The sequence below is a fragment of the Dietzia aurantiaca genome, from assembly GCF_021033825.1.
In the GTDB taxonomy this organism is placed as follows: domain Bacteria; phylum Actinomycetota; class Actinomycetes; order Mycobacteriales; family Mycobacteriaceae; genus Dietzia; species Dietzia aurantiaca.
The window spans coordinates 82,893-106,735 of the sequence record NZ_JAIFXZ010000004.1 but is presented as its reverse complement, the minus strand read 5'-3'; the positions used below and the strand labels follow the sequence as shown (position 1 = coordinate 106,735).

General features: G+C 69.3%; 20 protein-coding genes. 8 read left to right on the top strand and 12 right to left on the bottom strand.

Annotated elements, in window-relative coordinates; genetic code table 11:
- Positions 1-395, bottom strand: a 395-nt coding sequence (locus K3888_RS06780; protein WP_308281912.1) for a biotin/lipoyl-containing protein, incomplete at its 3' end; no start/stop codon positions are given.
- A 315-nt stretch (positions 396-710) separates the two neighbouring features.
- Here K3888_RS06780 and K3888_RS06775 point away from each other — a divergent pair.
- Positions 711-1,076, top strand: a complete 366-nt coding sequence (locus K3888_RS06775) for an oxidoreductase (RefSeq protein ID WP_230929494.1) — start codon at positions 711-713, stop codon at positions 1,074-1,076.
- A 51-nt stretch (positions 1,077-1,127) separates the two neighbouring features.
- On the opposite strand, the gene K3888_RS06770 is transcribed toward K3888_RS06775, so the two are convergent.
- Complete coding sequence (locus tag K3888_RS06770) at positions 1,128-2,657, bottom strand: leucyl aminopeptidase (RefSeq protein ID WP_230929493.1); 1,530 nt, start codon at positions 2,655-2,657, stop codon at positions 1,128-1,130.
- A 157-nt stretch (positions 2,658-2,814) separates the two neighbouring features.
- Between K3888_RS06770 and gcvT the strand changes: the two genes are divergently transcribed.
- A complete protein-coding gene (gene gcvT, locus K3888_RS06765) occupies positions 2,815-3,927 on the top strand; it encodes a glycine cleavage system aminomethyltransferase GcvT (RefSeq protein WP_230929492.1) in 1,113 nt (370 codons plus the stop codon).
- A gap of 32 nt (positions 3,928-3,959) precedes the next feature.
- Positions 3,960-5,051, top strand: coding sequence for a branched-chain amino acid aminotransferase (locus K3888_RS06760; protein ID WP_230929491.1), 1,092 nt, complete (start codon positions 3,960-3,962; stop codon positions 5,049-5,051).
- 57 nt (positions 5,052-5,108) lie between these two features.
- Here the strand turns inward: K3888_RS06760 and K3888_RS06755 are convergent, their stop codons facing one another.
- The 3 genes from K3888_RS06755 to K3888_RS06745 form a co-directional block, all read right to left on the bottom strand.
- Complete coding sequence (locus tag K3888_RS06755; protein ID WP_230929490.1) at positions 5,109-5,885, bottom strand: adenosylcobinamide-GDP ribazoletransferase; 777 nt, start codon at positions 5,883-5,885, stop codon at positions 5,109-5,111.
- A 6-nt stretch (positions 5,886-5,891) separates the two neighbouring features.
- Entirely contained in the window at positions 5,892-7,664 is a 1,773-nt protein-coding gene (cobT, locus tag K3888_RS06750) for a nicotinate-nucleotide--dimethylbenzimidazole phosphoribosyltransferase (RefSeq protein WP_230929489.1), read from the bottom strand.
- Positions 7,665-7,733: 69 nt separating this feature from the next.
- The gene (locus tag K3888_RS06745) at positions 7,734-8,423 is read right to left on the bottom strand and encodes a DUF3043 domain-containing protein (protein WP_230929488.1); all 690 of its coding nucleotides are present in this window, start codon (positions 8,421-8,423) and stop codon (positions 7,734-7,736) included.
- 167 nt (positions 8,424-8,590) lie between these two features.
- Between K3888_RS06745 and K3888_RS06740 the strand changes: the two genes are divergently transcribed.
- On the top strand, positions 8,591-8,938 hold the full coding sequence (locus K3888_RS06740; RefSeq protein ID WP_230929487.1) for a HesB/IscA family protein: 348 nt from the start codon (positions 8,591-8,593) through the stop codon (positions 8,936-8,938).
- A gap of 66 nt (positions 8,939-9,004) precedes the next feature.
- Positions 9,005-9,982 (top strand): carbohydrate kinase family protein, encoded by a 978-nt coding sequence (locus K3888_RS06735; RefSeq protein WP_230929486.1) that lies wholly within the window; start codon positions 9,005-9,007, stop codon positions 9,980-9,982.
- A gap of 97 nt (positions 9,983-10,079) precedes the next feature.
- Here the strand turns inward: K3888_RS06735 and asnB are convergent, their stop codons facing one another.
- On the bottom strand, positions 10,080-12,005 hold the full coding sequence (gene asnB, locus K3888_RS06730; RefSeq protein ID WP_230929485.1) for an asparagine synthase (glutamine-hydrolyzing): 1,926 nt from the start codon (positions 12,003-12,005) through the stop codon (positions 10,080-10,082).
- A 227-nt stretch (positions 12,006-12,232) separates the two neighbouring features.
- Here asnB and ctaC point away from each other — a divergent pair, with 227 nt between their 5' ends.
- The gene (gene ctaC / locus K3888_RS06725; protein ID WP_230929484.1) at positions 12,233-13,351 is read left to right on the top strand and encodes an aa3-type cytochrome oxidase subunit II; all 1,119 of its coding nucleotides are present in this window, start codon (positions 12,233-12,235) and stop codon (positions 13,349-13,351) included.
- 38 nt (positions 13,352-13,389) lie between these two features.
- Positions 13,390-13,806, top strand: a complete 417-nt coding sequence (locus tag K3888_RS06720; protein WP_230929483.1) for a cytochrome c oxidase subunit 4 — start codon at positions 13,390-13,392, stop codon at positions 13,804-13,806.
- 152 nt (positions 13,807-13,958) lie between these two features.
- On the opposite strand, the gene K3888_RS06715 is transcribed toward K3888_RS06720, so the two are convergent.
- Together K3888_RS06715 and K3888_RS06710 are read right to left on the bottom strand one after the other, a co-directional pair.
- On the bottom strand, positions 13,959-15,116 hold the full coding sequence (locus K3888_RS06715) for an acyl-CoA dehydrogenase family protein (protein WP_230929482.1): 1,158 nt from the start codon (positions 15,114-15,116) through the stop codon (positions 13,959-13,961).
- Between the two features lie 159 nt (positions 15,117-15,275).
- Positions 15,276-15,800, bottom strand: a complete 525-nt coding sequence (locus tag K3888_RS06710; RefSeq protein ID WP_230929481.1) for a DUF3253 domain-containing protein — start codon at positions 15,798-15,800, stop codon at positions 15,276-15,278.
- A gap of 138 nt (positions 15,801-15,938) precedes the next feature.
- Between K3888_RS06710 and K3888_RS06705 the strand changes: the two genes are divergently transcribed.
- Positions 15,939-17,507 carry an FAD-dependent oxidoreductase gene (locus tag K3888_RS06705; protein WP_230929480.1) on the top strand — a complete coding sequence of 523 codons (1,569 nt, stop codon included), beginning with the start codon at positions 15,939-15,941 and terminating at the stop codon, positions 17,505-17,507.
- Here K3888_RS06705 and K3888_RS06700 read toward each other — a convergent pair.
- The 4 genes from K3888_RS06700 to qcrC all read right to left on the bottom strand — a co-directional run bounded on the left by K3888_RS06700 (position 17,504) and on the right by qcrC (position 23,843).
- Positions 17,504-20,062: an AAA family ATPase gene (locus K3888_RS06700; protein ID WP_230929479.1), complete on the bottom strand. Its 2,559-nt coding sequence runs from the start codon at positions 20,060-20,062 to the stop codon at positions 17,504-17,506. The genes K3888_RS06705 and K3888_RS06700 overlap by 4 nt on opposite strands.
- Before the next feature lie 90 nt (positions 20,063-20,152).
- Complete coding sequence (qcrB, locus tag K3888_RS06695) at positions 20,153-21,775, bottom strand: cytochrome bc1 complex cytochrome b subunit (protein ID WP_230929478.1); 1,623 nt, start codon at positions 21,773-21,775, stop codon at positions 20,153-20,155.
- The gene (gene qcrA, locus K3888_RS06690; RefSeq protein ID WP_230929477.1) at positions 21,772-22,962 is read right to left on the bottom strand and encodes a cytochrome bc1 complex Rieske iron-sulfur subunit; all 1,191 of its coding nucleotides are present in this window, start codon (positions 22,960-22,962) and stop codon (positions 21,772-21,774) included. Before qcrA ends, qcrB begins: the two co-directional genes overlap by 4 nt.
- Positions 22,959-23,843, bottom strand: a complete 885-nt coding sequence (gene qcrC, locus K3888_RS06685; protein WP_230929476.1) for a cytochrome bc1 complex diheme cytochrome c subunit — start codon at positions 23,841-23,843, stop codon at positions 22,959-22,961. Before qcrC ends, qcrA begins: the two co-directional genes overlap by 4 nt.

The window sequence follows — 23,843 nt, the reverse complement described above, 5'->3', positions numbered from 1 at the left end:
TCGGTGCCCTTGCCGCCGCCCTTGTTGCTGCCGCCGGAGGGCTTCTCGGTCGGGGCCGGGGTCTCCTCGGCCGGCTCGTCGGCCGAATCGTCCGAGGAGGTGTCCTCGGCCGGCTCGGCGGCGGCCTCGCCGGAGGCGGAATCGTCGGCTCCGCCCGAGCCGTCGTCGATGACGGCGAGCTCGCCGCCGATCTCGACGGTCTCGTCCTCGCCGGCGATGATCTTGGTCAGCGTACCCGCGGTGGGTGAAGGGATCTCGGTGTCGACCTTGTCGGTGGAGACCTCGAGCAAAGGCTCGTCGACCTCGACCGTGTCCCCCTCCTTCTTGAGCCAGCGGGTGACGGTTCCCTCGCTGACGGATTCACCGAGTGCCGGCATCTGTACGGAGAAGGCCATGGTGTCGTGACTCCTCGAGAGTTCTTAGGCGCAGCTCCCGGGCGCGGTCCGCACCCGCGATGAGCGGCGACGTGGGTTGGGCAACAATCTGTTCGTCGGAGCACCGGACCGGTCCGCGGTGGCGCCCGGTCCAGATGATCGTCGTCCATTGTGCCTTCTGCCACTGGTCGGCGTTGCCGGACGCACCGATCCGGGCGCAGGCCGGACCCGGTTCCGGCAGGTGGCCGCTCAGATCTCGGCCGCTGAGGCTCGGTACGATCGCCACATCATGGTCGGACCCACCCCGGACGGGGGTCCGGCGGAAGGAGGCCGACGATGGGGATCCAGGACATCTTCCGACGGCGGAACGCCCGGATCCCCGCTGACCCGGCCGATCTGGACCACTTCCGCCGGTGGTGCCGCACCCGCGTGGGGGTCGAGGCCTTCCTGGAGCCGGAGACACTGGTCTCCGTTCCGGGACTGTGCCTCGTGGCGTTCGACGGCGAGTGGACGCGTCGTCCGGTCGGTGACCTGGCCACCGCCCGTCGGATCACCTCCGAACTGAAGGTGCCGCTCTTCGACGCCTCCGTGAACGGGTACCCGCAGCGGATGCGTGACTACGAAGAGGTCCGCATCAAGCGGGAGCGTCGCGAGCGCGCCGAACGTCTACGCGAACAGATGCGCGGGGCCGACGAGCGGTAGCCCGCCCGTCGGCCCCGGAAGCCGTCGGCGGCCGGTCGCCGCCGAACGCCGTCAGTTGGTCGCGGCGATGTCCTCGAGCACCGCGAGCATGGTCCTCACCGGCACGCCGGTCGCGCCCTTGGGCAGATAGCCCTCCGGGCCGCCGTCGTTGTACGCCGGGCCGGCGATGTCGATATGCGCCCACTCCACGCCCTCGGCCACGAACTCCCGCAGGAACAGGCCCGCCGAGAGCATGCCGCCCCAGCGGTGCGGGGTCACGTTGGTCATGTCGGCGACCTCCGAGTCCAGACCGTCGCGCAGCTCCTCGGGCAGCGGCATCGACCAGCCACCCTCGCCGACCCCGCGGCTGAGCTCGGAGACGCGGTCGCGGAAATCCTCGGTGCCCATGACGCCCGGCGTCTTCTTGCCGAGCGCGACCATCTGGGCACCGGTCAGGGTCGCGGTGTCGATGAGGTGTGAGGGCGAGTCCTCGCAGGCGCGCACGATCGCGTCGGCCAGGATGAGCCGGCCCTCGGCGTCGGTGTTCTGCACCTCGACTGTCGTCCCGCCGTACATGGTCAGCACGTCGCCGGGACGGTAGGCGGTGGACGACGGCATGTTCTCGGCCATCGGCACCGAGGCGATGACGGTCATGTCCAGCCCGAGGCGCGCGGCCAGGATCACGGTGGCGACCACGGCCGCGGCGCCGCCCATGTCCATGGTCATCTGCTCCATGCCCGCGGCGGGCTTGATGGAGATGCCGCCGGTGTCGAACGTGACGCCCTTGCCCACGAGCGCGACCGTCGGGCGCCCCTGGCCGCCACGATGGGTTAGACGCACCAGGCGTGGGCCGCGGGACGAGCCGCCACCCACGGCGAGGATGCCGCCGAACCCGCCCTCGGCGAGCGCGGCCTCGTCCAGCACCTCGACCTCCAGGCCGGCCTCCGCGGCAAGTGCCGCTGCGCGATCAGCGAACGAGCCCGGGAACAACAGGTTGGGCGGGGTGTTGACGAGGTCGCGGGCCAGACCGACGCACTCGGCGATGGTGGCGGCCCGGGAGACCGCGTCCGAGCCCGCCTCGCCGACGAATACCCGGAGGGTGTCCGCGGCGGTTGCGTCGTCGTCGTTCTTCTCGTCCTTCGCGGTGACCTTGGCCGGCGTGAAGGATCCCAACCCGGCGCCCAGGGCGACGGCCTCCGCGCGCCCGGCGTCGAGAAGGACCAGCGCCGACCCGAGGCCCCGGCAGGCGCGGGCGGCGGCACCGGCCGCACGGCGCAGGACCTCGTCGGTCCGCTCCTCCTCGGAGCCACCCAGGCCCACCAACACGACCGAATCACCGGGGACGCCCGCCGGCGCCGGCACGCGGGTGGTCGCGCCGACCTTCGTCGACGCGCCGATCGAACGGGCGAGTGTGGCCAACGCCGCGGTCGCGTCACCCTCGAGACCCGGGGCGACGACGACGGGGGCCGCCTTCTTCTCGCCGTCGGCAGCGGCATCCGCGGCGATTCCCACCACCACCACGTCGGACTTCACAGGCGAGGTGACCGCCTCGATCGGGGCGAGGTCCGGGTCGTGGCTGAGGATCGAATCCGCGGTCGGCATATGGCGCTCCTGGGGTCGTGGGCAACTGGCTGGGCACAATGGCGGGAACAGGTCCCGGGGCCCGCGTGCCGTGGCGTGGGCCGCCACGGCGAGGGCACCATAGTCTATCGACTAACGTGGGGGTCCAGCCGTACTGGAGAGCGCGAGGAGTGGCGACATGACTGATACCGGAGACCTCTACGAGGGGCCACTGCACTCCCGCCATGCCGACGCCGGGGCGACTTTCGCGCCGTTCGGTGGCTGGTCGATGCCTGTGCAGTACTCCGGAACCGTCGCCGAGCACACCGCGACCCGCGCCTCCGTCGGGCTGTTCGACGTGAGCCACCTGGGCAAGGCGCTCCTGACCGGGCCGGGCGCCGCCGAGTTCGTCAACTCGTGCTTCACGAACGACATCGACCGGATCTCCGCCGGCAGCGCGCAGTACACCCTGTGCTGTGACGACCGCGGCGGCGTGGTCGACGACCTGATCGCCTACCGCGTCTCCGACGAGGAGATCTTCCTCATCCCCAACGCCGCCAACACCGCCGAGGTCGTGCGGATGCTGCAGGCCGCCGCCGCCGAGCGCGCGCCCGGGATCACCATCACCGACCAGCACCGCTCGCGCGCCGTGATCGCCGTCCAGGGGCCGCGGTCCGGCGAGGTCCTCACCGCCCTCGGCCTGCCCACCGACCTGGACTACATGGCCTACGTCGACGCCGACTGGAACGGGAGTTTCGTCCGGATCTGCCGCACCGGCTACACCGGCGAGTACGGCTTCGAGGTCCTGCCCGAGTGGGAGCACGCAGGCGCCCTCTGGGATGCACTCGCCGAGCAGGTCCTCGCCCGCGAGGGTGCCCTCTGCGGGCTCGGGGCACGCGACTCGCTGCGTACCGAGGCCGGGTACCCGCTGCACGGCAACGAGCTGTCCGTGGATCTCAATCCGCTCGAGGCGCGCTGCGCATGGGCCATCGGTTGGGACAAGCCCGGCTTCTGGGGCCGCGAGGCGCTGCTGCAGAAGAAGGAGGCCGGGCCCGCGCGCCGCATGTACGCGCTCGAGGTGACGGGCCGCGGGGTGCTGCGCGCCGGGCAGACGGTGCGGGCCGGCGGTCGCGACGTGGGCGTCACCAGCTCCGGCACCTTCTCGCCGACTCTCAAGACCGGCATTGCGCTGGCGTTCATCGAGCTGGACGCGGGACTGAAGAAGAACGACGAGGTCGTGGTGGACGTACGCGGGCGCGAGGTAGCTTGCCGCCTCGCGGTACCCCCGCTCATCGAGATTCGCACCCGCTGACCACGCACCACCCATTCCAGGAACGAGACCTCATGTCCGACTTCGATATCCGTCCCTCTGCCTCGCCGAGATCAGCGCAGGACCGCGAGGCCATCCTGGCGTCGCCCGGCTTCGGCCAGCACTTCACCGACCACATGGTCACCATCAACTACGCCGACGGCGCCTGGGGTACGCCCGTCATCGAGGCGTACGGCCCGCTGAGCATTGATCCTTCGGCCGTCGTCCTCCACTACGCGCAGACGATCTTCGAGGGGCTCAAGGCGTACCGCCAGGCGGACGACTCGATCGCCTCCTTCCGTCCGGAGCAGAACGCGGCCCGGTTCAACAGGTCTGCGCAGCGACTCGCCATGCCGCAGATCCCGGAGGACCTGTTCATGGAGTCGCTGCGGCAGCTCATCGCGATCGATCGCGACTGGGTGCCCGCCGCCGGCGGCGAGGAGGCCCTCTACCTCCGACCGTTCATGATCGCCACCGAGAGCGGACTCGGCGTGCGACCGGCCGAGGAGTACATGTACTCCGTGATCGCCTCACCCGCGGGCGCGTACTTCTCGCGCGGCGTCGCGCCCGTCAGCGTCTGGCTGAGCACCGAGTACGTGCGCGCCAGCCCCGGCGGCACCGGTGCCGCGAAGTTCGGTGGAAACTACGCGGCGTCCCTGCGCGCGCAGGAGCAGGCCGCGGCCGAGGGCTGCGACCAGGTGGTCTGGCTCGACGCGATCGAGCGTAAGTACGTCGAGGAGATGGGCGGGATGAACCTGTTCTTCATCCTGGGCTCCGGGGACTCCGCGCAGATCGTCACTCCCGAGCTGTCCGGTTCGCTGCTGCCCGGCGTCACCCGCGACAGTCTTCTGCAGCTGGCCCGGCACCTGGGCTACCCGGTCACCGAGCGCAAGGTCTCGGTGGAGGAGTGGGAGTCCGGGGTGGCCACCGGGGAGATCTCCGAGGTCTTCGCCTGCGGCACCGCAGCCGTGATCACCCCCGTCGGCTCCGTCAAGCATGCCGGCGGGGGCTACACGGTCGGGGACGGCGGGCCGGGCGAGATCACCATGCGGCTGCGCGAGACCCTCACAGGCATCCAGCGCGGCTCCGTCGAGGATCCGTTCGGCTGGATGACCACCCTGGCCTGACGGCCGCGGTCCGCCCGGTGACGCCGGTCGGTCACCCCGACCCGGCCCGGAGACCGATCAGAGCAGGAGAACGGCGGCGACGAGAGTCGCCGCCGTTCCCGTCTCTATGGCGGCGCCCAGCACATCGCCGTTGATGCCGCCCAGCCGGCGGACCACATGACGGCCGACGGCGGCGGTCGCGAGGAACGTGGCCGGGCCCACGGCGGCGCCCACGGCCGGCATCCACCAGTGATCGGGGAGCGGTCCCGTGCCCGCCAGGCCGGCACCTGCGACCACGGTCAGCAGGCCGACCCCGGCCACGGACACCCGGGACTGGGACCCGGCGACCATCGCACCGAACCCCGTCGGCGACGCGGGCGGAATGCCCCGTCGGAGGAGCGCGACCGGCAGGCAACGCGAGACGACGAACGCGGCGATCGGCGCGAGCCAGGCACCCGAGTCGACGAGTTGGCCCAGCGCCGCGACCTCGGCGAGAAGAGTCAGGGCGAGTACCGCGGCCCCCATCGGACCGATCGACCCGGAGCGCATGATCTGAAGGGCCCGCTCCGGACCGGCGTACGAGCCCAGCGCGTCAGCGGTGTCGGCCAGCGCGTCGACATGCATTCCGCGGGTCAGGGCGAGCACCGCCGCGACCCCCACGACACCGGACAACAAGGCGCCCGCGCCGAGGGCGTGCACGCTGTGGGCGGTCGCGGTGGCCAGGGCCCCGCAGGTCAGCCCCACTACCGGCAATGCCGTCATCGCGCGCCCGGCTGTGGCTGCATCGGGAACACCGGTGCGACCGACGGGCAGCACGGTCATCCACGACAGCGACACCCGCACCGCGTCCAGCACGAGAGGTCAGTCGTCCCTGCCGCTGACCCCGGCGTCGGCGAAGGTCGCCATCTCCGTGAGGATCGCGATCGCGTTGTGGACGACCGACAGCGCGGCGACGGCGCCACTGCCCTCGCCGAGGCGCATGGAGTGCTCGAGAACCGGCTCGAGGGTCAGATAGGTCAGCGCGGCGGTGTGAGCCGGCTCGGCACTTCGGTGCCCGGCCACCCACCACTGGCGCGAGCCCGGCGCGAGGGCCTCGGCCATGAGCGCCCCGGCGGTCACCACGGAGCCGTCGAGAATGCACGGCGTCCTGCGGAGCGCGGCCTGGGCGAGGAAGCCGGCCATCGCGGCGATGTCGGCGCCGGCGACCTTGCGGAGCATCGCGACCGGATCCCGCACATCACCGGACGCCCGGAACATGGCGTCGCGGATGGCGGCGGTCTTGCGCATCCACCCCTCGTCGTCGATCCCGGTACCCCGCCCGACCAGCTCGACCGGTTCGCGGCCGGTGATCAGGCACGCGAGCACGGTGGCGGGGGTGGTGTTGCCGATCCCGAGGTCTCCGGCGATCAGCAGATCCGCCCCTGCGTCGACCTCCTCGTCGGCGATCCGGCGGCCCGCGGCGATCGCGGCCCGCACCTCGTCCCCGGTCAGCGCGTCCTCGCGGTCGATCGCGCCGGAGGAACGTCGGATCTTGTGATCGTCGAGCCCACCCGGGCGCTCGGCCGACATCGCGATATCGGCCACCCGGACGGTGGCGCCCGCCTGCCTGGCCAGCACCGATACGGCCGCACCGCCGCCGACGATGTTGTCGGCCATCTGCAACGTGACCTCCTGCGGGAAAGCGGAGACCCCGTGCTCGGCGATGCCGTGGTCGCCGGCGAACACCACGACCCGGGCCCGCTCGAGCCGGCGGGGCGGGCACGCGTCCTGGCAGGCGGCGATCCACGTCGCCAGCTCTTCGAGACGGCCGAGCGAACCGGCCGGCTTGGTGAGCGTCAGTTGCCGGTCCCGTGCCTGCTCCGACACCGTGTGGGAAGGCGGGTGGACGGGGCCGAAGGCAACCGGGTCGTCGTAGTACCCGACGTCGCGGAGGCCGGCGAACTCCGAACCCGGCCCCGTGTCGGTGGCGGGGGACCCGGTGATGGCGTTGTCGTCATCGTCGTCGGCGGCGGCGTTGTCGTCGTCGGTCCCGGACCGCGGCAGGGGCACGGCAGGAGGTCCGGCGGAGGGAGCGGCGGGGACGGCCACGTCGCTCGGCGCCGCTGCCGTCCCGCCGGTCAGGGGGAGGACCCGACCGGCGACGACGAGCACCGCCGAATCACAGACCTCGGCCAGGCGTCGGTTGAGCGATCCGATCATGTCGGCGAACAGTCGGCCCGCGAGCGTCTCGGACACCACCCCGAGCCCGACCTCCGGGGAGACCAGGACCACCGGGCCGGTGCGGCCGGCGACCGCGGAGACGAGCTCGTCCAGCTCGGTGGCCACGGCCGCACCACCGTCGGTCCAGCCTAGCGTCGCGTCCATCCGGCGGGTCAGCCAGCCGCCGAGATCGTCCACTAGCACGGTCCCGGACGGGTGATCCCGTAGGACGCGGACGACCTCGTCGGTCTCCTCGATGGTCCAGTGCGCGGGCCGGCGGCCCCGGTGCGCCGCGATACGTGCCGACATCTCCTCGTCGTCCGCATCGTGACGGGCGGTGGCGACATAGACCACGTCGGCGCCGGCGGAACCGGCCACGGACTCGGCGTGAACGGACTTGCCCGAGCGGGTACCGCCGAGGACGAGCTGGCGCATGGGGTTCGGCCCTTCCGGGGGAGGTCGGTGGATCAGAGCGGTGCGGGGAGCAGGGCGCTCGCGATCAGATCAGATCGTGTCGCCGGGGCGGACACGCGGACGCGGCGTGCGCAGCATCCGGGGCTGCGTCGCGCGCATGACGGCGTACCAGCCCATACCGAACCCGGTGTCCTCGGTGTCGGGGTAGCGTTCCCGGACCACGCGGTTGACCGTACGGCCGAGAAGGATCCCGTCGATGACGACGACGGCGATGAGCACGAGGAACAGCGTCTGGCTGTACACCATCAACGTGGGGTTCGGGATCAGCTGGAAGACGATCACGAACAGTGCCAGCGGCATGAACCAGTTGATGAGGCGGCGGTGGGTGTCCACCCAGTCGCGGGCGAACCGGCGGACCTCGCCTCGGTCGCGGGAGAGCACGTAACGGTCGTCCCCCTCCATCATGAGCTGGCGGCGCTCCTCGCGCGCGGCCCGGGCCCCGGCCTTGGCCTCCTTGCGCTCTTCCTTGGTCATGTCGGCCTCGGCGGCCTTGCGGCGGTCCCGGGCCTCCTTGCGGGTCAGCGGAGCCGTGACCGGGCCCTGACGCATACCGCGGGCCCGCTCCTGGTCGCGACGTCTGGGGGTCGGCTTGCCCTTGCCCGCGGGCTTGCGCGGGTCGACGACGGGCCCGGTGTCCGGCTCCGGTTCGGGCCGGGCCTCGGGGGCGGGTGAGCCCTTGCCGTTCTCGTCATCTCTGGAGCCGAATGCGCGCAACTTCACATGACCAGGCTAGGCGATCGGGGAACGGGGCCGGACATTCACCCATACGCGGTGGCAGGCGTATCGTGGGCAGCGGAACGGATGCCGGGGAATAGAGGACTCCCCGCTGGGCGTTGACACACACGAGACGTCCCCGAAGCCCTCTGTAGATCGCAAGGAGAACCGACATGACCACTGCGGAGAACACCGCCACCGGCGTTCTGCTCACAGACGCCGCCGCTTCCAAGGCAAAGGCCCTGCTCGAGCAGGAGGGTCGTGACGATCTGTCGCTGCGTATCGCCGTTCAGCCCGGTGGTTGTGCCGGCCTGCGCTACCAGCTCTTCTTCGATGACCGTTCGCTGGACGGCGACGTCATCGATGACTTCGGTGGCGTCAAGCTCGCCGTCGACCGCATGAGCGTCCCGTACCTGACGGGCGCCTCGATCGATTTCGTCGACACCATCGAGAAGCAGGGCTTCACGATCGACAACCCCCAGGCGACCGGTTCGTGCGCCTGCGGCGACTCGTTCAACTGACCACACGGTCTCAACTGACGACCCGGGCCGACAGATCGTCGGCCCGGGTCGTCTACTGTCTGGGGCATGCCCGTCGTCATCACCGGTTCCATCGCCACCGACCACCTCATGACCTTCTCGGGTCGATTCTCCGAGCAGCTGCTGCCGGACCAGCTCGCGCACGTGTCGCTGAGCTTCCTCGTGGATTCGCTCCAGATCCGTCGCGGAGGGGTCGGCGGGAACATCGCGTTCGCGCTCGGCGTGCTCGGCCGCCAGCCGCACCTGGTGGGTGCCGCCGGCGAGGACTTCGCGGACTACCGCGCCTGGCTCGAGCGTCACGGCGTTGATTGTTCGGCGGTGCACATCAGCTCGGCGCTGCACACCGCCCGCTTCGTGTGCACCACCGATTCGGATATGGCCCAGCTCGCGTCCTTCTACCCGGGTGCGATGGGGGAGGCCTCCACCATCTCTCTGCCGAAGCTCGTCGAGCGGATCGGTCGGCCCGAGCTGGTGCTGATCGGCGCCAACGACCCGACAGCGATGAACTCGCACACCGCGGAGTGCCGCGAGCTCGGGCTGGACTTCGCGGCCGATCCGTCGCAGCAGCTGGCCTTCCTCGACGGCGAGGCGGCTGCCGCGCTCGTCGACGGCGCCCGCTACCTGTTCACCAACGAGTACGAGTACGAGCTCCTGCTCAACAAGACCGGGTGGAGTGCCGAGGAGCTCGACGCCAGGGTCGGCACCCGCATCACCACTCGCGGTGGCAAGGGCGTCGTGATCGTGGAGCAGGGGGCGGAGCCGATCGAGGTCGGCATCGTGCCCTCGACCAACCTGCTCGACCCCACGGGCGTCGGTGACGCCTTCCGCGCCGGCTTCCTCAGCGGCGTGCTCGACGGGCTGTCGCTGGAGCGTTCCGCCCAGTTCGGTGCGCTCATCGCCACCCATGTCCTGGAGACCACCGGTACCCAGGAGTGGACGATCGACCCCGTGGCCGCTCGTCGTCGTCTGGCCGAGACCTACGGCGACGAGGCGGCCGAGGAGCTCGCCGCGCTCCTGCCTGACTGATCCGGGCCACCTCGCAACGAGCAGAGCGTCCAGCACACCTTCACCCGGGAATCGTGTGCTGAACGCTCTGCTCGTTGGGACGGACGGTCCGTCCCGGTCAGAGACGGACGGGGTAGTCGCGCTGCTCGATGTCCGGGACGATCCGGCCCTCGACGAAGATTCCGTGCCAGATCATGAAGCAGAGCATCGTCCAGATCCGACGGCTGTGATCGGAGTCCCCGCGGCGGTGCTCGTCGAGCATCCGCAGGACCGCCGCCTTGTCGACGTACTCGTCCGTGCCGGAGGCCAGGACGTGCTCGCGGGCCCAGTCGTGCAGCTCGGGGCCGGCCAGCCAGTGGCGGGTCGGCACGGGAAAGCCGAGCTTCTTGCGGTGCAGCACGTGCGCCGGGACGATCCGCTCGAGCGCGCGGCGTAGCGCGTATTTGGTGGTGCCGTGCGAGATCTTCTCGGAGTGCGGCAGACGGGAGGCCACGTCGTAGACCTCGCGGTCGAGGAACGGCACCCGCAGCTCGAGAGAGTTGGCCATGGTGACCTTGTCCGCCTTGACGAGGATGTCGCCGCGCAGCCAGGTGAACAGATCCAGGTGCTGCATCCGCGCGACCGGGTCCCAGCCGCGGGAGCGCTCGTAGATCGGCGCGGTGACGTCCTGGTGCCCCCACTCCGGACGGTAGTCGCGTAGCACGGACCGGACCTGCTCCTCGGAGAACGAGCGGGCGTTGCCGTAGTAGCGGTCCTCGAGGCTCATCGAACCGCGGTGCAGAAGACTCTTGCCGCGGGTGCCCTCGGGGATCCGGGTGCTGGCCTTGCCCAGCGCGCGCCTCAGGCCGCCGGGGATCTTCTCGAACGGCGCGAGGGAGAGCGGCTCCTTGTAGATCGTGTAGCCGCCGAACAGTTCGTCGGCGCCCTCACCGGACAGGACCACCTTGACGTGCTTTCGCGCCTCGCGGGCCACGAAGTAGAGGGGGACCAGGGCAGGGTCGGCGACCGGCTCGTCGAGGTACCAGATGATCTCGGGGATCGCGGCGGCGAACTCCTCGGGGGAGACCACCTTGACGATGTGCTCGACGCCGATCGCCGCGGCGGACTCGGCGGCCACGTCGATCTCGGAGTAACCCTCGCGCTCGAAACCGGTGGTGAAAGTCAGCAGGTTCTCGTTGTGCCGGCGGGCGAGTGCGGCGATCGCTGTGGAGTCGATGCCGCCGGACAGGAACGAGCCCACGGTCACGTCGGCGCGCATGTGTTTGGCGACGGAGTCCTCGAGCGCCGAGGCGATCTGGTCGTAGCGACGCTCGGTGTCGCCGTCCGCGACGGGCACGACGGGGAAGGTGGGCTCGAAGTACCGCTCGATGACCGGTGCGGCGCCGGGGGTGATGCGCGCGTGGCAGCCGGACTCGAGGCGCCGGACCCCGCGGGTGAGGGTCTCGTCCTCGGGGACGTACTGGAGGGTGACGTAGTGCTGCAGGGCGCGGGTGTCGAGGGAGGTGTCGACGACGACGAGGTCGAGCAGTTCCGTCACGGACTTCTTCTCGCTGGCGAAGACCGTGCCGCCCTTGCCGCTCGCGATGTACAGCGGCTTGATCCCGAACGGGTCGCGGGCGACGAAGAGCGAGCGCTCGACGGTGTCCCAGATCGCGAAGGCGAACATGCCGCGGAGTCGGCGGACCGCGGCGGGGCCCCAGTGATGGAACGCCACGACGATCGGCTCGCCGTCGCCCTCCGTTCGGAACTCGGCGCCGTGCTTCTCCCGCAGTTCCGCACGGAGTTCCACATAGTTGTAGATCTCACCGTTGAACACGAGCGCGTAGCGGTCGGGCTGCTCAGGCGGCCCCCAGCGCAGCGGCTGGTGCGAGTGGGCGATGTCGATGATCGAGAGCCGGTTGAAACCGAACGCCACGTTCTCGTCGACCCACGTACCGACCTCGTCGGGACCGCGGTGCCGCTGGCATCCCATGGCGCTCAGCACCCGGTTCTCGTGGGTGCGGGCGGAGCCGTCGGGGGTGAGCAGACCAAGTAGGCCACACATGCGTCGGGTACCTCGTCGATCGGAAGTCGGTAATGGAGCAGGGCCCGCAAGGACGGACCGCGACGGGTTCGAATACTACTGGTCCCGGGCCCCCGTACCGCTCCGGCGGACGGCGCGGGGGCGCATCGGGTGAATTGCCGGACCCGCGGCATCCAAACTGAGAGTCGTGGTCTACTCTTCTTAGGTGTCCCGGCCATGTGGTCGGTGCCGCTGATCAGGAAGGCGTGATGGTGGAACAGCGTGACGGGCGTCGTCGGACGCGCAGGGCGACACTGGCTGTGTCTCTCGGCACATTGGGCTTGCTGTTGTCCGGTTGTAGCCTCCACACCGACAACAAGTGGTGGAACCAGACGATCAACTTCGGGTTCCCCACCGGGATCACCCCCGAGGGCGTCGCGATTCGTGAGTTCTGGACGGGCACCGTCATCACGTCGCTGATCGTCGGCTTCTTCGTGTGGGGCCTCATCTTCTGGTCGATGGCATTCCATCGAAAGAAGAAGAACGACAACGGGGAGTTCCCCCGTCAGACGGCGTACAACGTGCCGCTCGAGTTGATCTACACGGCAGTGCCGTTCGTGATCATCTCGATCCTCTTCTACTTCACCGTCATCACGCAGAACAAGGTGCTCGACCTGCGTCCCGAGGACGAGGTGGGGGTCCGCGTCGACGTGACCGCGTTCCAGTGGAACTGGAAGTTCGGTTACAACAAGGTCGACGTCGACGGTGTGACCATCGCGGACGGCACCAACGAGGAGGCGACCCGCCAGGCCGAGGAGGCCGGCGTGCTCTCCGACGAACAGCGTGAGGCTCTCGGTCACGAGGGAATGCCCGCCGCGGGTGGCCCGATCCACGGCCGCCTCGCGGAGGACAAGTCGTACCTGCACTACAACAACATCGAGACCGTCGGCACCTCCGAGGAGGTCCCGGTACTGGTGGTTCCGACCGATACCCGGATCGAGTTCCGCCTCGCCTCGGCCGACGTGATCCACTCGTTCTGGATCCCCGAGTTCATCTACAAGCTGGACGTCATGCCGCACCCCGGCCGCAACCAGCAGCTGAGCATGTTCCAGGTCGAGCAGATCGACAGCGAGGGCGCCTTCGTCGGACGTTGCGCCGAGATGTGTGGCGTCTACCACGCGATGATGAACTTCGAGCTGCGGGCGGTCTCCCCGGAGGACTTCGCCCAGTACATCCAGTTCCGTCAGGACAACCCGACGGCCAGCAATGCCGAGGCGCTGCAGGAGATCGGCCAGACGCCGTACGCCACGTCCACGTCCCCGTTCAAGACGGGCCGTAGCGATACGCGTGACCAGAACAACATCATCGAGAACGCGTCGGCCAACTGACGTCTCTCCCGGGTATCACGCGAAGGACTCCTTAAGCGATGAACGCAACAGTAAGAATCTTCGACGGGCTGTTTATCTTCCTCGCCGTCTTGGGAATCGGGTACGGCTATCTGACCGGCACCTCCCGCACCGGCGTGGAGTGGGTGGGCACCACGGCCTTCATCCTCTCGGCCGGCCTGAGCCTGCTCATCGGTGGCTACCTGCGCTTCGTGGCCCGTCGTATCAGCACACTTCCCGAGGACTACGAGGAGGCCGAGGTCTCCGATGGTGCCGGCGAGCTGGGCTTCTTCAGCCCGCACAGCCTCTGGCCGTTCCTCGTGGCCTTCTCGGTCTTCGTCGTGGGCTACGGGCTGGCGTTCTGGAACTGGTGGGTCATCATCGGCGGCGGCACCGCCGTGATCATCACCGTCTGCGGCCTGGTCTTCGAGTACCACTGGGGTCGCGAGAAGCACTGATCCCGGTGTGAACGACCCCGTGGAACCCCCGGCGCGGACCCGCGCCGGGGGTTCTCGCGTACACCGAGACGGGCGGCGGAAACGGCGCGGGGCCCCGACCGCGGTGAGCGGTCGGGGCCCCGGGCGACGCGCAGCCAGGCGCGGACCCGTGGTTACAGTCCCATGTCCTTGGCGATGATGGTCTTCATGACCTCGTTGGTGCCGCCGTAGATGCGGTTGACGCGGTTGTCCGAGTACAGGCGTGCGATCGGGTACTCGTTGATGAAGCCGTAACCACCGTGGAGCTGGAGGCAGCGGTCGATGACCTCGGCCGCGACCTCGGTGCAGAACAGCTTGGCCGAGGCGGCCTCGGCGGGCGTGAGCTCGCCGACGTCGAGGGCCTCGAGGGCGCGGTCGGCGACGGCCTGGGCCGCGTCGACCTTGGCCTTGCACGCCGCGAGCTCGAACTTGGTGTTCTGGAACGAGGCGACGGTCTTGCCGAACACCTCGCGCTGCTCCACGTACTCCTGCGCGAAGCGGACGGCCGCGGCGGCCTGACCGTAGGCACCGAAGGCGATGCCCCAGCGCTCGGACGGCAGGTTCTGACCCAGGTAGTTGAAGCCGCGGTTCTCCTCGCCCAGCAGGTCCTCGACCGGCACCTTGACGTCGGTGAACGAGAGTTCCGCGGTGTCCGAGGTCTTGAGGCCCACCTTGTCGAGCTTGCGGCCCACCGAGTAGCCCTCGAGTGACGTCTGCACGGCGAGCAGGGAGATCCCGAACCGGCGGTCGTCCTCACGCGGAGCGGAGGTGCGGGCGCACACGATCATCCGGTCGGCGTGGACGCCGCCGGTGATGAAGGTCTTGGCGCCGTTGAGGATGTAGTGCGTGCCGTCCTCGGAGAGCTTCGCGGTGGTCTTCATACCCGCCAGGTCCGAGCCGGTGCCGGGCTCGGTCATGGCGATGGCCCACATCTCCTCGCCGGAGACGAACTTGGGGAAGTAGCGCTTCTTCTGCTCCTCCGTGGCGAGCATCTTGAGGTAGGGCAGGCAGAGCGCGACGTGGACGTTGGATCCGCCGAAGGTCACGCCGGCCCGGGTGATTTCCTCGGTCTGGATGGCCTCGAACTTGTGGGTGTCGAGGCCTGCGCCGCCGTACTCCTCGTCCACCGTGATACCGAACAGGCCGAGGTCGGCGAGCTTGTAGTAGAACTCGCGGGGGACGATCCCGGCCTCATACCACTCCTCGAAGTGGGGGGTCACCTCGGACTCGATGAAGGAGCGGAGGGTCTGGCGGAAGGCCTCGTGGTCTTCGTCGAACACAGTGCGGCGCAAAGGTCTGCCTTTCCAATGGTCGATCCGCCGCTCGAATCGCTGCGGCTGGACGTGCCGTCAGAGGAGCGGGGCCTCAGGGTGGTGGACTACTACCAACGAGTAGCTTACAAGGAAAGGAGTGCACTCCGCCGGGCTCGCGGCTCATCCGTTCGCGTCGATTCACTCAGTGGTGTCGGCGAATTCCAGCGCGGAGTCCGCGACGAGGCGGATCGGCCCCCTCACCTCGGTACCGTCGACCCGCTGACCCTTCTGCGTCACCGCCACCATGCCTCGCCCCCGGAGGTCGAAGGCGACCGACCGAGCCGTGTCCATGAGTTCGCGCCACCGATCCCCACCGGCAACCCGGGCCGCATCGGAAGGGCAGATCGATCCGGTGCCCCGGGCGCGCAGAAGTGTCCTGATGGCGGCCCCGAGTCGCTGGCGCGTCCCGTCCTCCGTCGGCTCCCACCACGGATCGCCGCGTTCGCCCAGGGCGACCTTCGCGTCGTGCACCACCACCCGTGCCGCGTCACCGTGCCTCTTCACGCCGCGGCGCCCGGCCATGAGCGCGCGGACCAGCTCGACACGCAGCTTCTCCGGGATGGACGGATCGGTGGCGCGCCACCGCCGTCCACCCACCACGACGTAGCGCCCGTCATCGGTGTGTTCCACTCTGCGGTCCCGGCCGGGCTGATCGTCGGTCATCCCGTCGATCATGCCTGTGCGCGTCGCAGCGCGGCGGCGATCAGCTTTTCCGCGGGGCCGGGCTGGGCCGGTGCTATCGTCGCGATGGGGCACTGAAACGTGTTCTACAAATGGCGGACGGAAGACGAGGAACATACCGTGACAGTTCAGGACGGAACATTCGACGCGGAATACGACGTGGTGGTCGTGGGGTCCGGTGTGGCGGCGTTGTTCGGCGCCGCGGCCGCGGCCTCCCGCGGATTGTCCACGTGCCTCGTCGAGAAGACCGACCGGTTCGGTGGGACGTCGGCGTACTCGGGTGGGGCCGTGTGGCTGCCCGGCAACCCTGTCCTGGCCCGCGACGGACTCGAGGACTCCGTCGAGCGTGGGCGGACGTATTTCAGGGCCGTGGTGGGCGATCGCACGGATCAGCAGGTGCAGGACGCCTTCCTGAGCACCGGCCCGGCGGTCGTGGAGTTCCTGCAGGACGAGCTCGGGATCCCGATGCGTTTCCAGGCGTTCCCGGACTACTTCGACGCCCCGGGCCGCCAGGAGGTGGGCCGGAGCATCTACCCGAAGCCGATCAAGGGGGTCGAGGTCGGGGCCAGGGTCTCCGATGTCCGATCGGCGGTGCCCGTGGACCAGTTCGCCGCCGACGAGGACACCACCCGTCTCGAGGGCGGCCGTGCGTGGGTGGCCCGCCTCGTGCTGGCGATGGATGCGATGGACAACGCCGAGTTGCGGCTCTCGAGCGCCGCCCGCGAACTGATCCGCGACGCCGACGGACGGGTGACCGGGGTGGCGGTGGACCAGAACGGAGAGCGGCGGACGCTGGGAGCCCGGCGCGGGGTGCTCGTCGCGGCCGGTGGCTTCGAGCGATCCGCCGAGCTCCGTGAGCGGCTGCAGCAGATGCCCACCGCCGACTGGTCCTCGTCGCACCCCGACACCGGATCCGGGGATGCGGTCCGCATGTTCGAGGATGTCGGCGCCCGGCTCGACCTGCTCGACCAGTCGTGGTGGTGCCCGGCGACCCTGTTCCCCAACGGGCACGCGGCCTTCACCCTGGGATTCCGGTCCGGACTCATCGTCGACGGCACCGGTCGTCGGTTCGCCAACGAATTGCTGCCGTACGACCAGATGGGACGTCAGATGCGCGCTCGGATGGCAGACGGGGCGGGCGACGACTTCTGGTTCGTCTTCGACGACGCGGAAGCCGGAGGCTTCCCGGCGATCTGTATCCCCGCACCGGGCGCGGACGATCTTCGCGCGGCCGGTCTCTGGCACACCGCCGGCAGCGTGGAGGAGCTCGCCCGGGCCACGGGTCTCGATCCTGCAGCCCTGCGCGCGAGCGTCGACCGCTTCAACGAGTTCGCCGAGCGGGGGGAGGACGCGGACCACCACCGTGGCGAGGACCCCTATGGTCGCTTCTTCGTGGGCGCCTCGACCGCGCAGGGGTGCCTGCGCCCGGTGGGCGGAGAGCGCCTGCACGCGGTCCGGCTGGTGCTGGGCGACCTGGGAACGAAGGGCGGCGCGGTGATCGACGTCAACGGCGCCGTCCTCGACACCGAGGGCCGGCCCATCGCGGGCCTGTACGCGGCCGGGAACTCCTCCGCGTCCGTCTCCGGCGAGGCCTACCCTGGGCCCGGCGTGCCGCTCGGTTCGGGGATGGCGATGGCGTTCCGCGCGGTCGCGGACATGGTGGGTGAGCCGCTGACCGTCACGCTCTAGCCGGGCCCCGGCCCGCGGGCCCAGGTCAGGAACTCCGCCGCCGACAGGATGGGCTTCGCCCATTTCTGCGCATTGCGCGCCTTCGTCGACTGGGTCCCGGGCTCCGCCACGACCAGGACGTCGCAGCGCGCCTTGGTGACGTTCGATACCGGCTCGAGGCCCACCCGCGCCGCCAGCGCCTCCATCTCCTCGCGAGAGAGGAGAACGCCGTCGTGGTCGAGTGCACTACCGGTGAAGCACACCCGGGTCCCGGGCCTGAGCACCGTCTCCGCCTCGGCCTCCGCCGCTGCGCGCAGTCCGCTCGTCACGTCGGCGCCGAGCACCCCGGCAACGGTCTGCAGTCGTGACCACAGTTCGGCGGTGACGGTCACCCGCTCCGCCGCGTGGCGAATCTGCTCTGCCACCAGAGTCCGGGCGCCATTCCGGAGCTCACGGTCTCCGGCCGTGAGGCCCACAGTGTCGTGGTTGTCGTCGTCATCATCGTGGTCGCCTCCGCGCACGACTTCGGTGCCGGGCCCGCCGGCCCCTGCACCTCCTACCGCCCGCCCCCGTCCTGACCGATCCAACAGAGACGCCCCCACGTCGGCGCTGACCGCCAACATCGCCGACAGCTGGGGGAGCACGTCCGATGTCGGCGTGGTGAGCCCGACATCGCGGCTGAGCAGGTACCCGAGCTCCGCCTCTTCCACGAGATCGGCGTCGAACGCCTCGGAGGCGCCATCGTCAGGCCACAGACGGCCGTGCGCCGCGAGCGCCGTCCGCGCGCGGGTGAGGGCCGACGCCGCGCGTGTCCGAGCCCGCTCGGCCGGCGTCAGCAGGTGCGGGGGCAGGTCGACCCCGAGGGGCGTCGGGGACGCGCTGCCGAGCCGCCGGAGCTCGAACTCCACCTCGCCGAGCGTCCGGTCGGCGCCCACCGCGACCGGCGTGTGGCCGTCGAGCAGCGGTGCGAGCAGCGTCCACGCCTCGAGGAGCGTGGGTGCGAGCAGCACGTCCGAGACGGTGATGCCGTACTCCGTGCGTGCCCGGGCCATATCCCGTTGCGGGTTGAGGAGTGTGGTGACCGCGGTGCCGTCCGGGAACGCGACCGCGAGCTCCACCGGCCGTGGGCGCGTGCGGACGCCGTCGTCGCCGACGGTGAGGGTGGCGATCGCGCAGTATCGGCGAGGAGGGGCGTCTGTGTCGGGGGAGCGCAGGAAGCGGGTGATCCGCCGGTCGGTCTTGAGGTCCCGCGCATGCACCGGACGGGTGAGGACCAGGCCGTCGAGCGTGCGGCACCGGCTCAGGGCCACGTAGAGCTGGCCGGCGGCGAAGGTGCCTCCGCTGAGGTCCACGACCAGCTTGTCGAGCGTCTGCCCCTGACTTTTGTGGATGGTGATCGCCCACGCGAGCGCGAAGGGGTATTGGGTGTAGGTGCCGACCACCTCGTGTCGCATGGCGCCGCCGGAGGCGACGGGGCGGGTGACGTCCCAGGTGTGCAGCGCGACCTCGGCGACGTCCCCGCCGGTGAACCGGACGACGACGACGGGACCGCGCTCGTCCCGATCGCCACGTCGACCGAACGTCACATCGAGAACGCGGCCGATCGAACCGTTGACCCACCGGTCGGCCGGGTCGTTGGTCAACATCATGATCTGTGCGCCGATCTTGAAGCTGAGCGTCTTGGCCGTCGGGGGTTCGAAGTCGGTTAGGTCGCCGGTGCTGGTGGCCTCCATCGCCAGCTCGGCCCCCGGTATGCGCTCCAGTCGTCGGCGATTGCGTGCCGTGGCCATGCGGTTGGTGGTGGTCAACGTCAGCCAGAACTCGTCATCCGGGGGTTCGAAGTCTGGGTCCGTGCGCGCGTTCAACCTCGCTCGGGCGTGGCCGACGAGGCTTCCCTCACGTATCGAGTTGAGGATGGTGGCGAGTGTGGGGTCCCCGGACTGTCGGAAGACGTGGGTGAGGTCGACGGTGGGGAAGTGGTCGCGGCTGAAGTGCGCGGCGGAGAAGAAGTACGGGGTGTCGTAGTCGGTCGTGAAGGTCGACTTCTCGTTCTCCGGGACCACGGGCGGGAGTTGGAAGAGATCTCCCACCAGGACCACCTGGACGCCGCCGAACGGCAGTGTCGGGTCGGGGCCGAACCGCTCGAGGGCAACGGAGATCATGTCGAACACGTCAGCGCGGATCATGGAGGCCTCGTCGAGGACGAGCGTGCGCACGCGGGACAGGGCTGTGGCGAAGCGGCCGGGCCGGTACGCGGGACCGCGGACGTGTTCCACGGTGTGGTTCGGATGGAAGCCGAAGAGCCGATGGATTGTATAGCCGCCGACGTTGAGTGCGGCGATACCGGTAGGTGCCGCTACCAGGGTGGGGTGGTCGGTTTCGGCGAGGAAGTGCCGGATGAGGGTGGACTTCCCGGTCCCGGCCTTGCCGGTGAGGAAGAGGTCGTGGCCGCTGTGGAGGAGCTGGAGGGCGTGGCGGATCTCGTCGGTGAGGATGATCCCGGACCCGGACCCGGACCCGGACCCGGACCCGGACCCGGCCCGGAACCGGGCGCCGTCTCGCTCGTACGACGTCATTGTTCTCCTGTGCGCGGGGATCGGTTGCTCAAAGACCGCGGGCCGGATCTCCGTGTGGAGATCCGGCCCGCGGTCGGGTGCTACAGGTGATCAGTGCTCGTCATTGCGACGGGCACGGTTCTCCTCCTGGAGCGTGTTGAGCATCCGGTACTCACGCTCGTGCTTGTCATGCGACGAACCCTCGAGCAGCTCGGCCTCGTCGGCCGGGTCGGCGGACAGACCACCGAACGGGGGCCGCCCGGCGACGCCCAGCTGGTTCATCTTGGAGGGCACCTTGGCACCCGCGTACTCGAGCGGGATCGCGTGCCCGTGCTCGTCGACCTCGCCGAGCGGCTGGTGGACCTCGATGAACTCACCCTGCGGCATCCGCATGATGATGCCGGTCTCGATGCCGTGCTCCAGCACCTCACGATCCGCACGCTGCAGACCCAGGCACAGGCGGTAGGTGGAGAAGTACACCAGCGGCGGTAGCAGGATCAGCCCGATACGACCGGCCCACGTGGTGGCGTTCAACGAGATGTCGAAGTGGTACGCGATGAGGTCGTTCGCGCCCATCAGCACGAGGATCACGTAGAACGTGATGGCCATCATGCCGGCGGCGGTGCGGACCGGGACGTCGCGCGGACGCTGCAGCAGGTTGTGGTGAGCGGTGTCGCCCGAGAACTTGGACTCGATCCACGGGTAGACGAACATCAGGGCGACCATGGCGCCGAGCATCACGGCCACCCAGGTGGTGGCGGTGACCGTGTACGGGCCGAGGTAGAGCTCCCAGGCCGGCATCACACGTGCGCCGCCCTCTGTCCAGAGCATGTACCAGTCAGGTTGGGATCCGGCCGAGATGTGTGCCGGGTTGTAGGGCCCGAGGTTCCAAATCGCGTTGATGGTGAACAAGCCCGAGAAGAGCATGATCACACCGAGCGTGATCGCACCGAACGCAATCGACTTCACCGCGAAGACCGGGAGGATACGCACGCCGACGACGTTGTTCTCGGTGCGGCCCGGCCCGGGGAACTGCGTGTGCTTCTGGTACCAGACCAGCGCGAGGTGTGCGGCGATCAGGGCCAGGATGATGGCCGGGATGATCAACACGTGCAGGACATAGAAGCGCGGGATCATGAGCTCGCCGGGGAAGTCCCCGCCGAAGATCATCCAGTGCATCCAGGTGCCGATCACCGGCAGGCCGACAATGATGGCGGAGGTGATCCGGAGGCCGGTGCCGGAAAGGAGCTCGTCCGGCAGACCGTAGCCGAGGAAGCCCTCGACGATGCCCAGGAGCAGCAGCACACAACCGATGATCCAGTTGGCCTCACGCGGGCGGCGGAACGCACCGGTGAAGAAGATCCGGATCATGTGGACGACCATCGAGGCGACGAACAGCAGCGCCGCCCAGTGGTGAATCTGCCGTACGAAGAGACCGCCGCGCACCTCGAACGAGATGTTCAGTGCGGTCTCGTACGCCCGGGACATCTCGATGCCGTTCAGCGGCGCGTAGGCACCCTGGTAGATCACCTTCGACATGGACGGATCGAAGAACAGGGTGAGATAGACACCCGAGATCAGCAGGATGATGAAGCTGTACAGGGCGATCTCGCCCAGGAGGAAGGACCAGTGCGTCGGGAAGACCTTGTTGATCTGCCGGCGCATGCCCTGGGCCATGGTGTACCGCGAGTCGAGATTGTCTCCGACTGTGGCGAGTTTGGTGTTGTTGCTCATGAACGACGCTCCCAGAAGGCAGGTCCGACCGGCTCGATGAAGTCACCGTTGGCGACGAGGTAGCCCTCGTTGTCCACGGCGATGGGCAGCTGCGGAAGCGCACGCGCGGCGGGGCCGAAGACCGGCTTGGCGTACTCGAGCGCATCGAACTGCGACTGGTGACACGGGCAGAGGAAACGGTGGGTCTGCTGCTCGTACAGCGAGGTGGGGCACCCGAGGTGCGTGCAGATCTTCGAGAAGGCGTACAGGTCGCCGTAGTTGAAGTTCTCCTGGCCCTTGCGCTTGATCACGCGAGCGGCGTCCTCCGGGCGGAAGCGGATCAGCATGACCGCATTGCGGGTGCCGTGGATCGAGTGCATGTCCTCGGTGAAGTTGCCGATCGCGCTCGCGGGGAGCGGGAACACGGACTCGAGGGCTCCGGTCGAGAGATCGTCGATGTGGATCCGCTCGAGCCGGCCCTGCCCGGCGGGCGGGTGGCCGTCCGGGAAGACCTTGGCGGTGTCACGCCCGAGATAGACCTTCTCCGGAGGCAGACCGTCGGGACGGGTGTCCGAGGCGAGAGTCCAGCCCGTGGTGTGGAGCGTGCCGTCGCCGGCGACGGTCATCGGGCCGCGCTTCCACGGGTTCTTGATCATGCCGCCGAGCGGCAGGATCGCGGAGAGGCCGATGAGACCGACGCTCGCACCGAGGAACCCGCCCATGACCTTGCGGCGGCCCAGGGTGGAGGACTTCCACGAGTCATTGAGCTCGGCGACGATCGTCCGCCGGTCGACATCGGACGACGGGCCGTCGTGGCGCGTCTGGACCGAGATCTCCTCGGGAACGAACTTCTTGGTGAACTGCACCGCGCCGAAGCCCAGGAACAGGATCGACAGACCGATCGTGAGGCCGAGAAGCGGCGTGTACGCCATGTACAGCGCGTGGCCGGCCTCTCCTTCACCCTTGTGCTCCCAGGGCCAGAAGATGTAGACGGCGGCGAAGGCCAGGCCGAAGAGGGCGGACAGGGCGAACCAGATGGTGACGGTCCGTGCGGCGCGCTTCTCGGCGCGGGTCTCGACACCCTCGGGCCAGCGGGCCTCGCGGAACTTGACGTCGACCTCGTCGAGCTCGGTACCGAGCCGGACGAGCTCCTCATCGCTCATCCGGTCCAGGTCCGCGGGGGACGGGTTCTTGGGGGTCTCACTCATGAACGGGATCCGATCCACAGGGTCGCACCGATGAGGGCGACGATGCCGACAAGCCACATGGCCACACCTTCGGTGACGGGGCCGAGGCCACCCAGGCCATAGCCACCGGGGGAGACCTTGGAGTCAGCGTTCTTGATGTAGGCGATGATGTCCTGCTTCTCGTCCGGCGTCAGCTGGCGATCCGAGAACTTGGGCATGTTCTGCGGGCCGGTGAGCATGGCCTGGTAGATCTCCTGCTCGTTGGCAGGATCGAGAATCGGGGCGTACTTGCCCGCGGACAGGGCGCCACCGCGACCGGTGAAGTTGTGGCAGGACGCGCAGTTCAGGCGGAACAGCTCGCCACCGCGGGCCAGCTCCTCGGCGCGGCTCTCCCCGGAGACGCCGCGCAGGCTCTCCTGGGCGATGGTGCCGTCGGGGTTGGTGATGATGCCCGGTCCGCCGCCGTACTGGTCGACGTAGGCGGCCAGGGCGACGATCTGGTGCTCGCTGTAGCGCGGCTTCTTGCGCTCGGCCTGGGCCTCGTTGTCCGCTGCCGGCATACGACCGGAGTGCACCTGGAAGTAGACCGAACCCGCGCCGACGCCCACGAGCGAGGGGCCACGGTCCTCCACGCCCTGCAGGTTCTGCCCGTGGCAGGTGATGCAGGCGACGTCGTAGATCGACTTACCCTCGGCGATGAGCGCGGCCTGATCCTGCTGCGCGGTGGCCACCTGCGGCTCGGGGACCACGGCGGTCGCGATGGCTCCCGCGCCGAGCAGACCGGCGGCGATGACGAGCGCGCCGGTCGCCTTGCGGCGCCGCTTGGTGGAAGCAGTCCGCGTGGTGGCCGGCGCCGGTTCAGGCGCCGGCGAGTCCGCAGCGGATGGGTGAGGTGAGTTCAT

Bases quoted from the DNA above. Each gene is read 5' to 3' on its own strand.
- K3888_RS06775 (WP_230929494.1), top strand. From the start codon at position 711: ATGGGGATCCAGGACATCTTCCGACGGCGGAACGCCCGGATCCCCGCT.
- K3888_RS06770 (WP_230929493.1), bottom strand. From the start codon at position 2,657: ATGCCGACCGCGGATTCGATCCTCAGCCACGACCCGGACCTCGCCCCG.
- gcvT (WP_230929492.1), top strand. From the start codon at position 2,815: ATGACTGATACCGGAGACCTCTACGAGGGGCCACTGCACTCCCGCCAT.
- K3888_RS06760 (WP_230929491.1), top strand. From the start codon at position 3,960: ATGTCCGACTTCGATATCCGTCCCTCTGCCTCGCCGAGATCAGCGCAG.
- cobT (WP_230929489.1), bottom strand. From the start codon at position 7,664: ATGCGCCAGCTCGTCCTCGGCGGTACCCGCTCGGGCAAGTCCGTTCAC.
- K3888_RS06740 (WP_230929487.1), top strand. From the start codon at position 8,591: ATGACCACTGCGGAGAACACCGCCACCGGCGTTCTGCTCACAGACGCC.
- K3888_RS06735 (WP_230929486.1), top strand. From the start codon at position 9,005: ATGCCCGTCGTCATCACCGGTTCCATCGCCACCGACCACCTCATGACC.
- asnB (WP_230929485.1), bottom strand. From the start codon at position 12,005: ATGTGTGGCCTACTTGGTCTGCTCACCCCCGACGGCTCCGCCCGCACC.
- ctaC (WP_230929484.1), top strand. From the start codon at position 12,233: ATGGTGGAACAGCGTGACGGGCGTCGTCGGACGCGCAGGGCGACACTG.
- K3888_RS06720 (WP_230929483.1), top strand. From the start codon at position 13,390: ATGAACGCAACAGTAAGAATCTTCGACGGGCTGTTTATCTTCCTCGCC.
- K3888_RS06710 (WP_230929481.1), bottom strand. From the start codon at position 15,800: ATGACCGACGATCAGCCCGGCCGGGACCGCAGAGTGGAACACACCGAT.
- K3888_RS06700 (WP_230929479.1), bottom strand. From the start codon at position 20,062: ATGACGTCGTACGAGCGAGACGGCGCCCGGTTCCGGGCCGGGTCCGGG.
- qcrB (WP_230929478.1), bottom strand. From the start codon at position 21,775: ATGAGCAACAACACCAAACTCGCCACAGTCGGAGACAATCTCGACTCG.
- qcrA (WP_230929477.1), bottom strand. From the start codon at position 22,962: ATGAGTGAGACCCCCAAGAACCCGTCCCCCGCGGACCTGGACCGGATG.
- qcrC (WP_230929476.1), bottom strand. From the start codon at position 23,843: ATGAACTCACCTCACCCATCCGCTGCGGACTCGCCGGCGCCTGAACCG.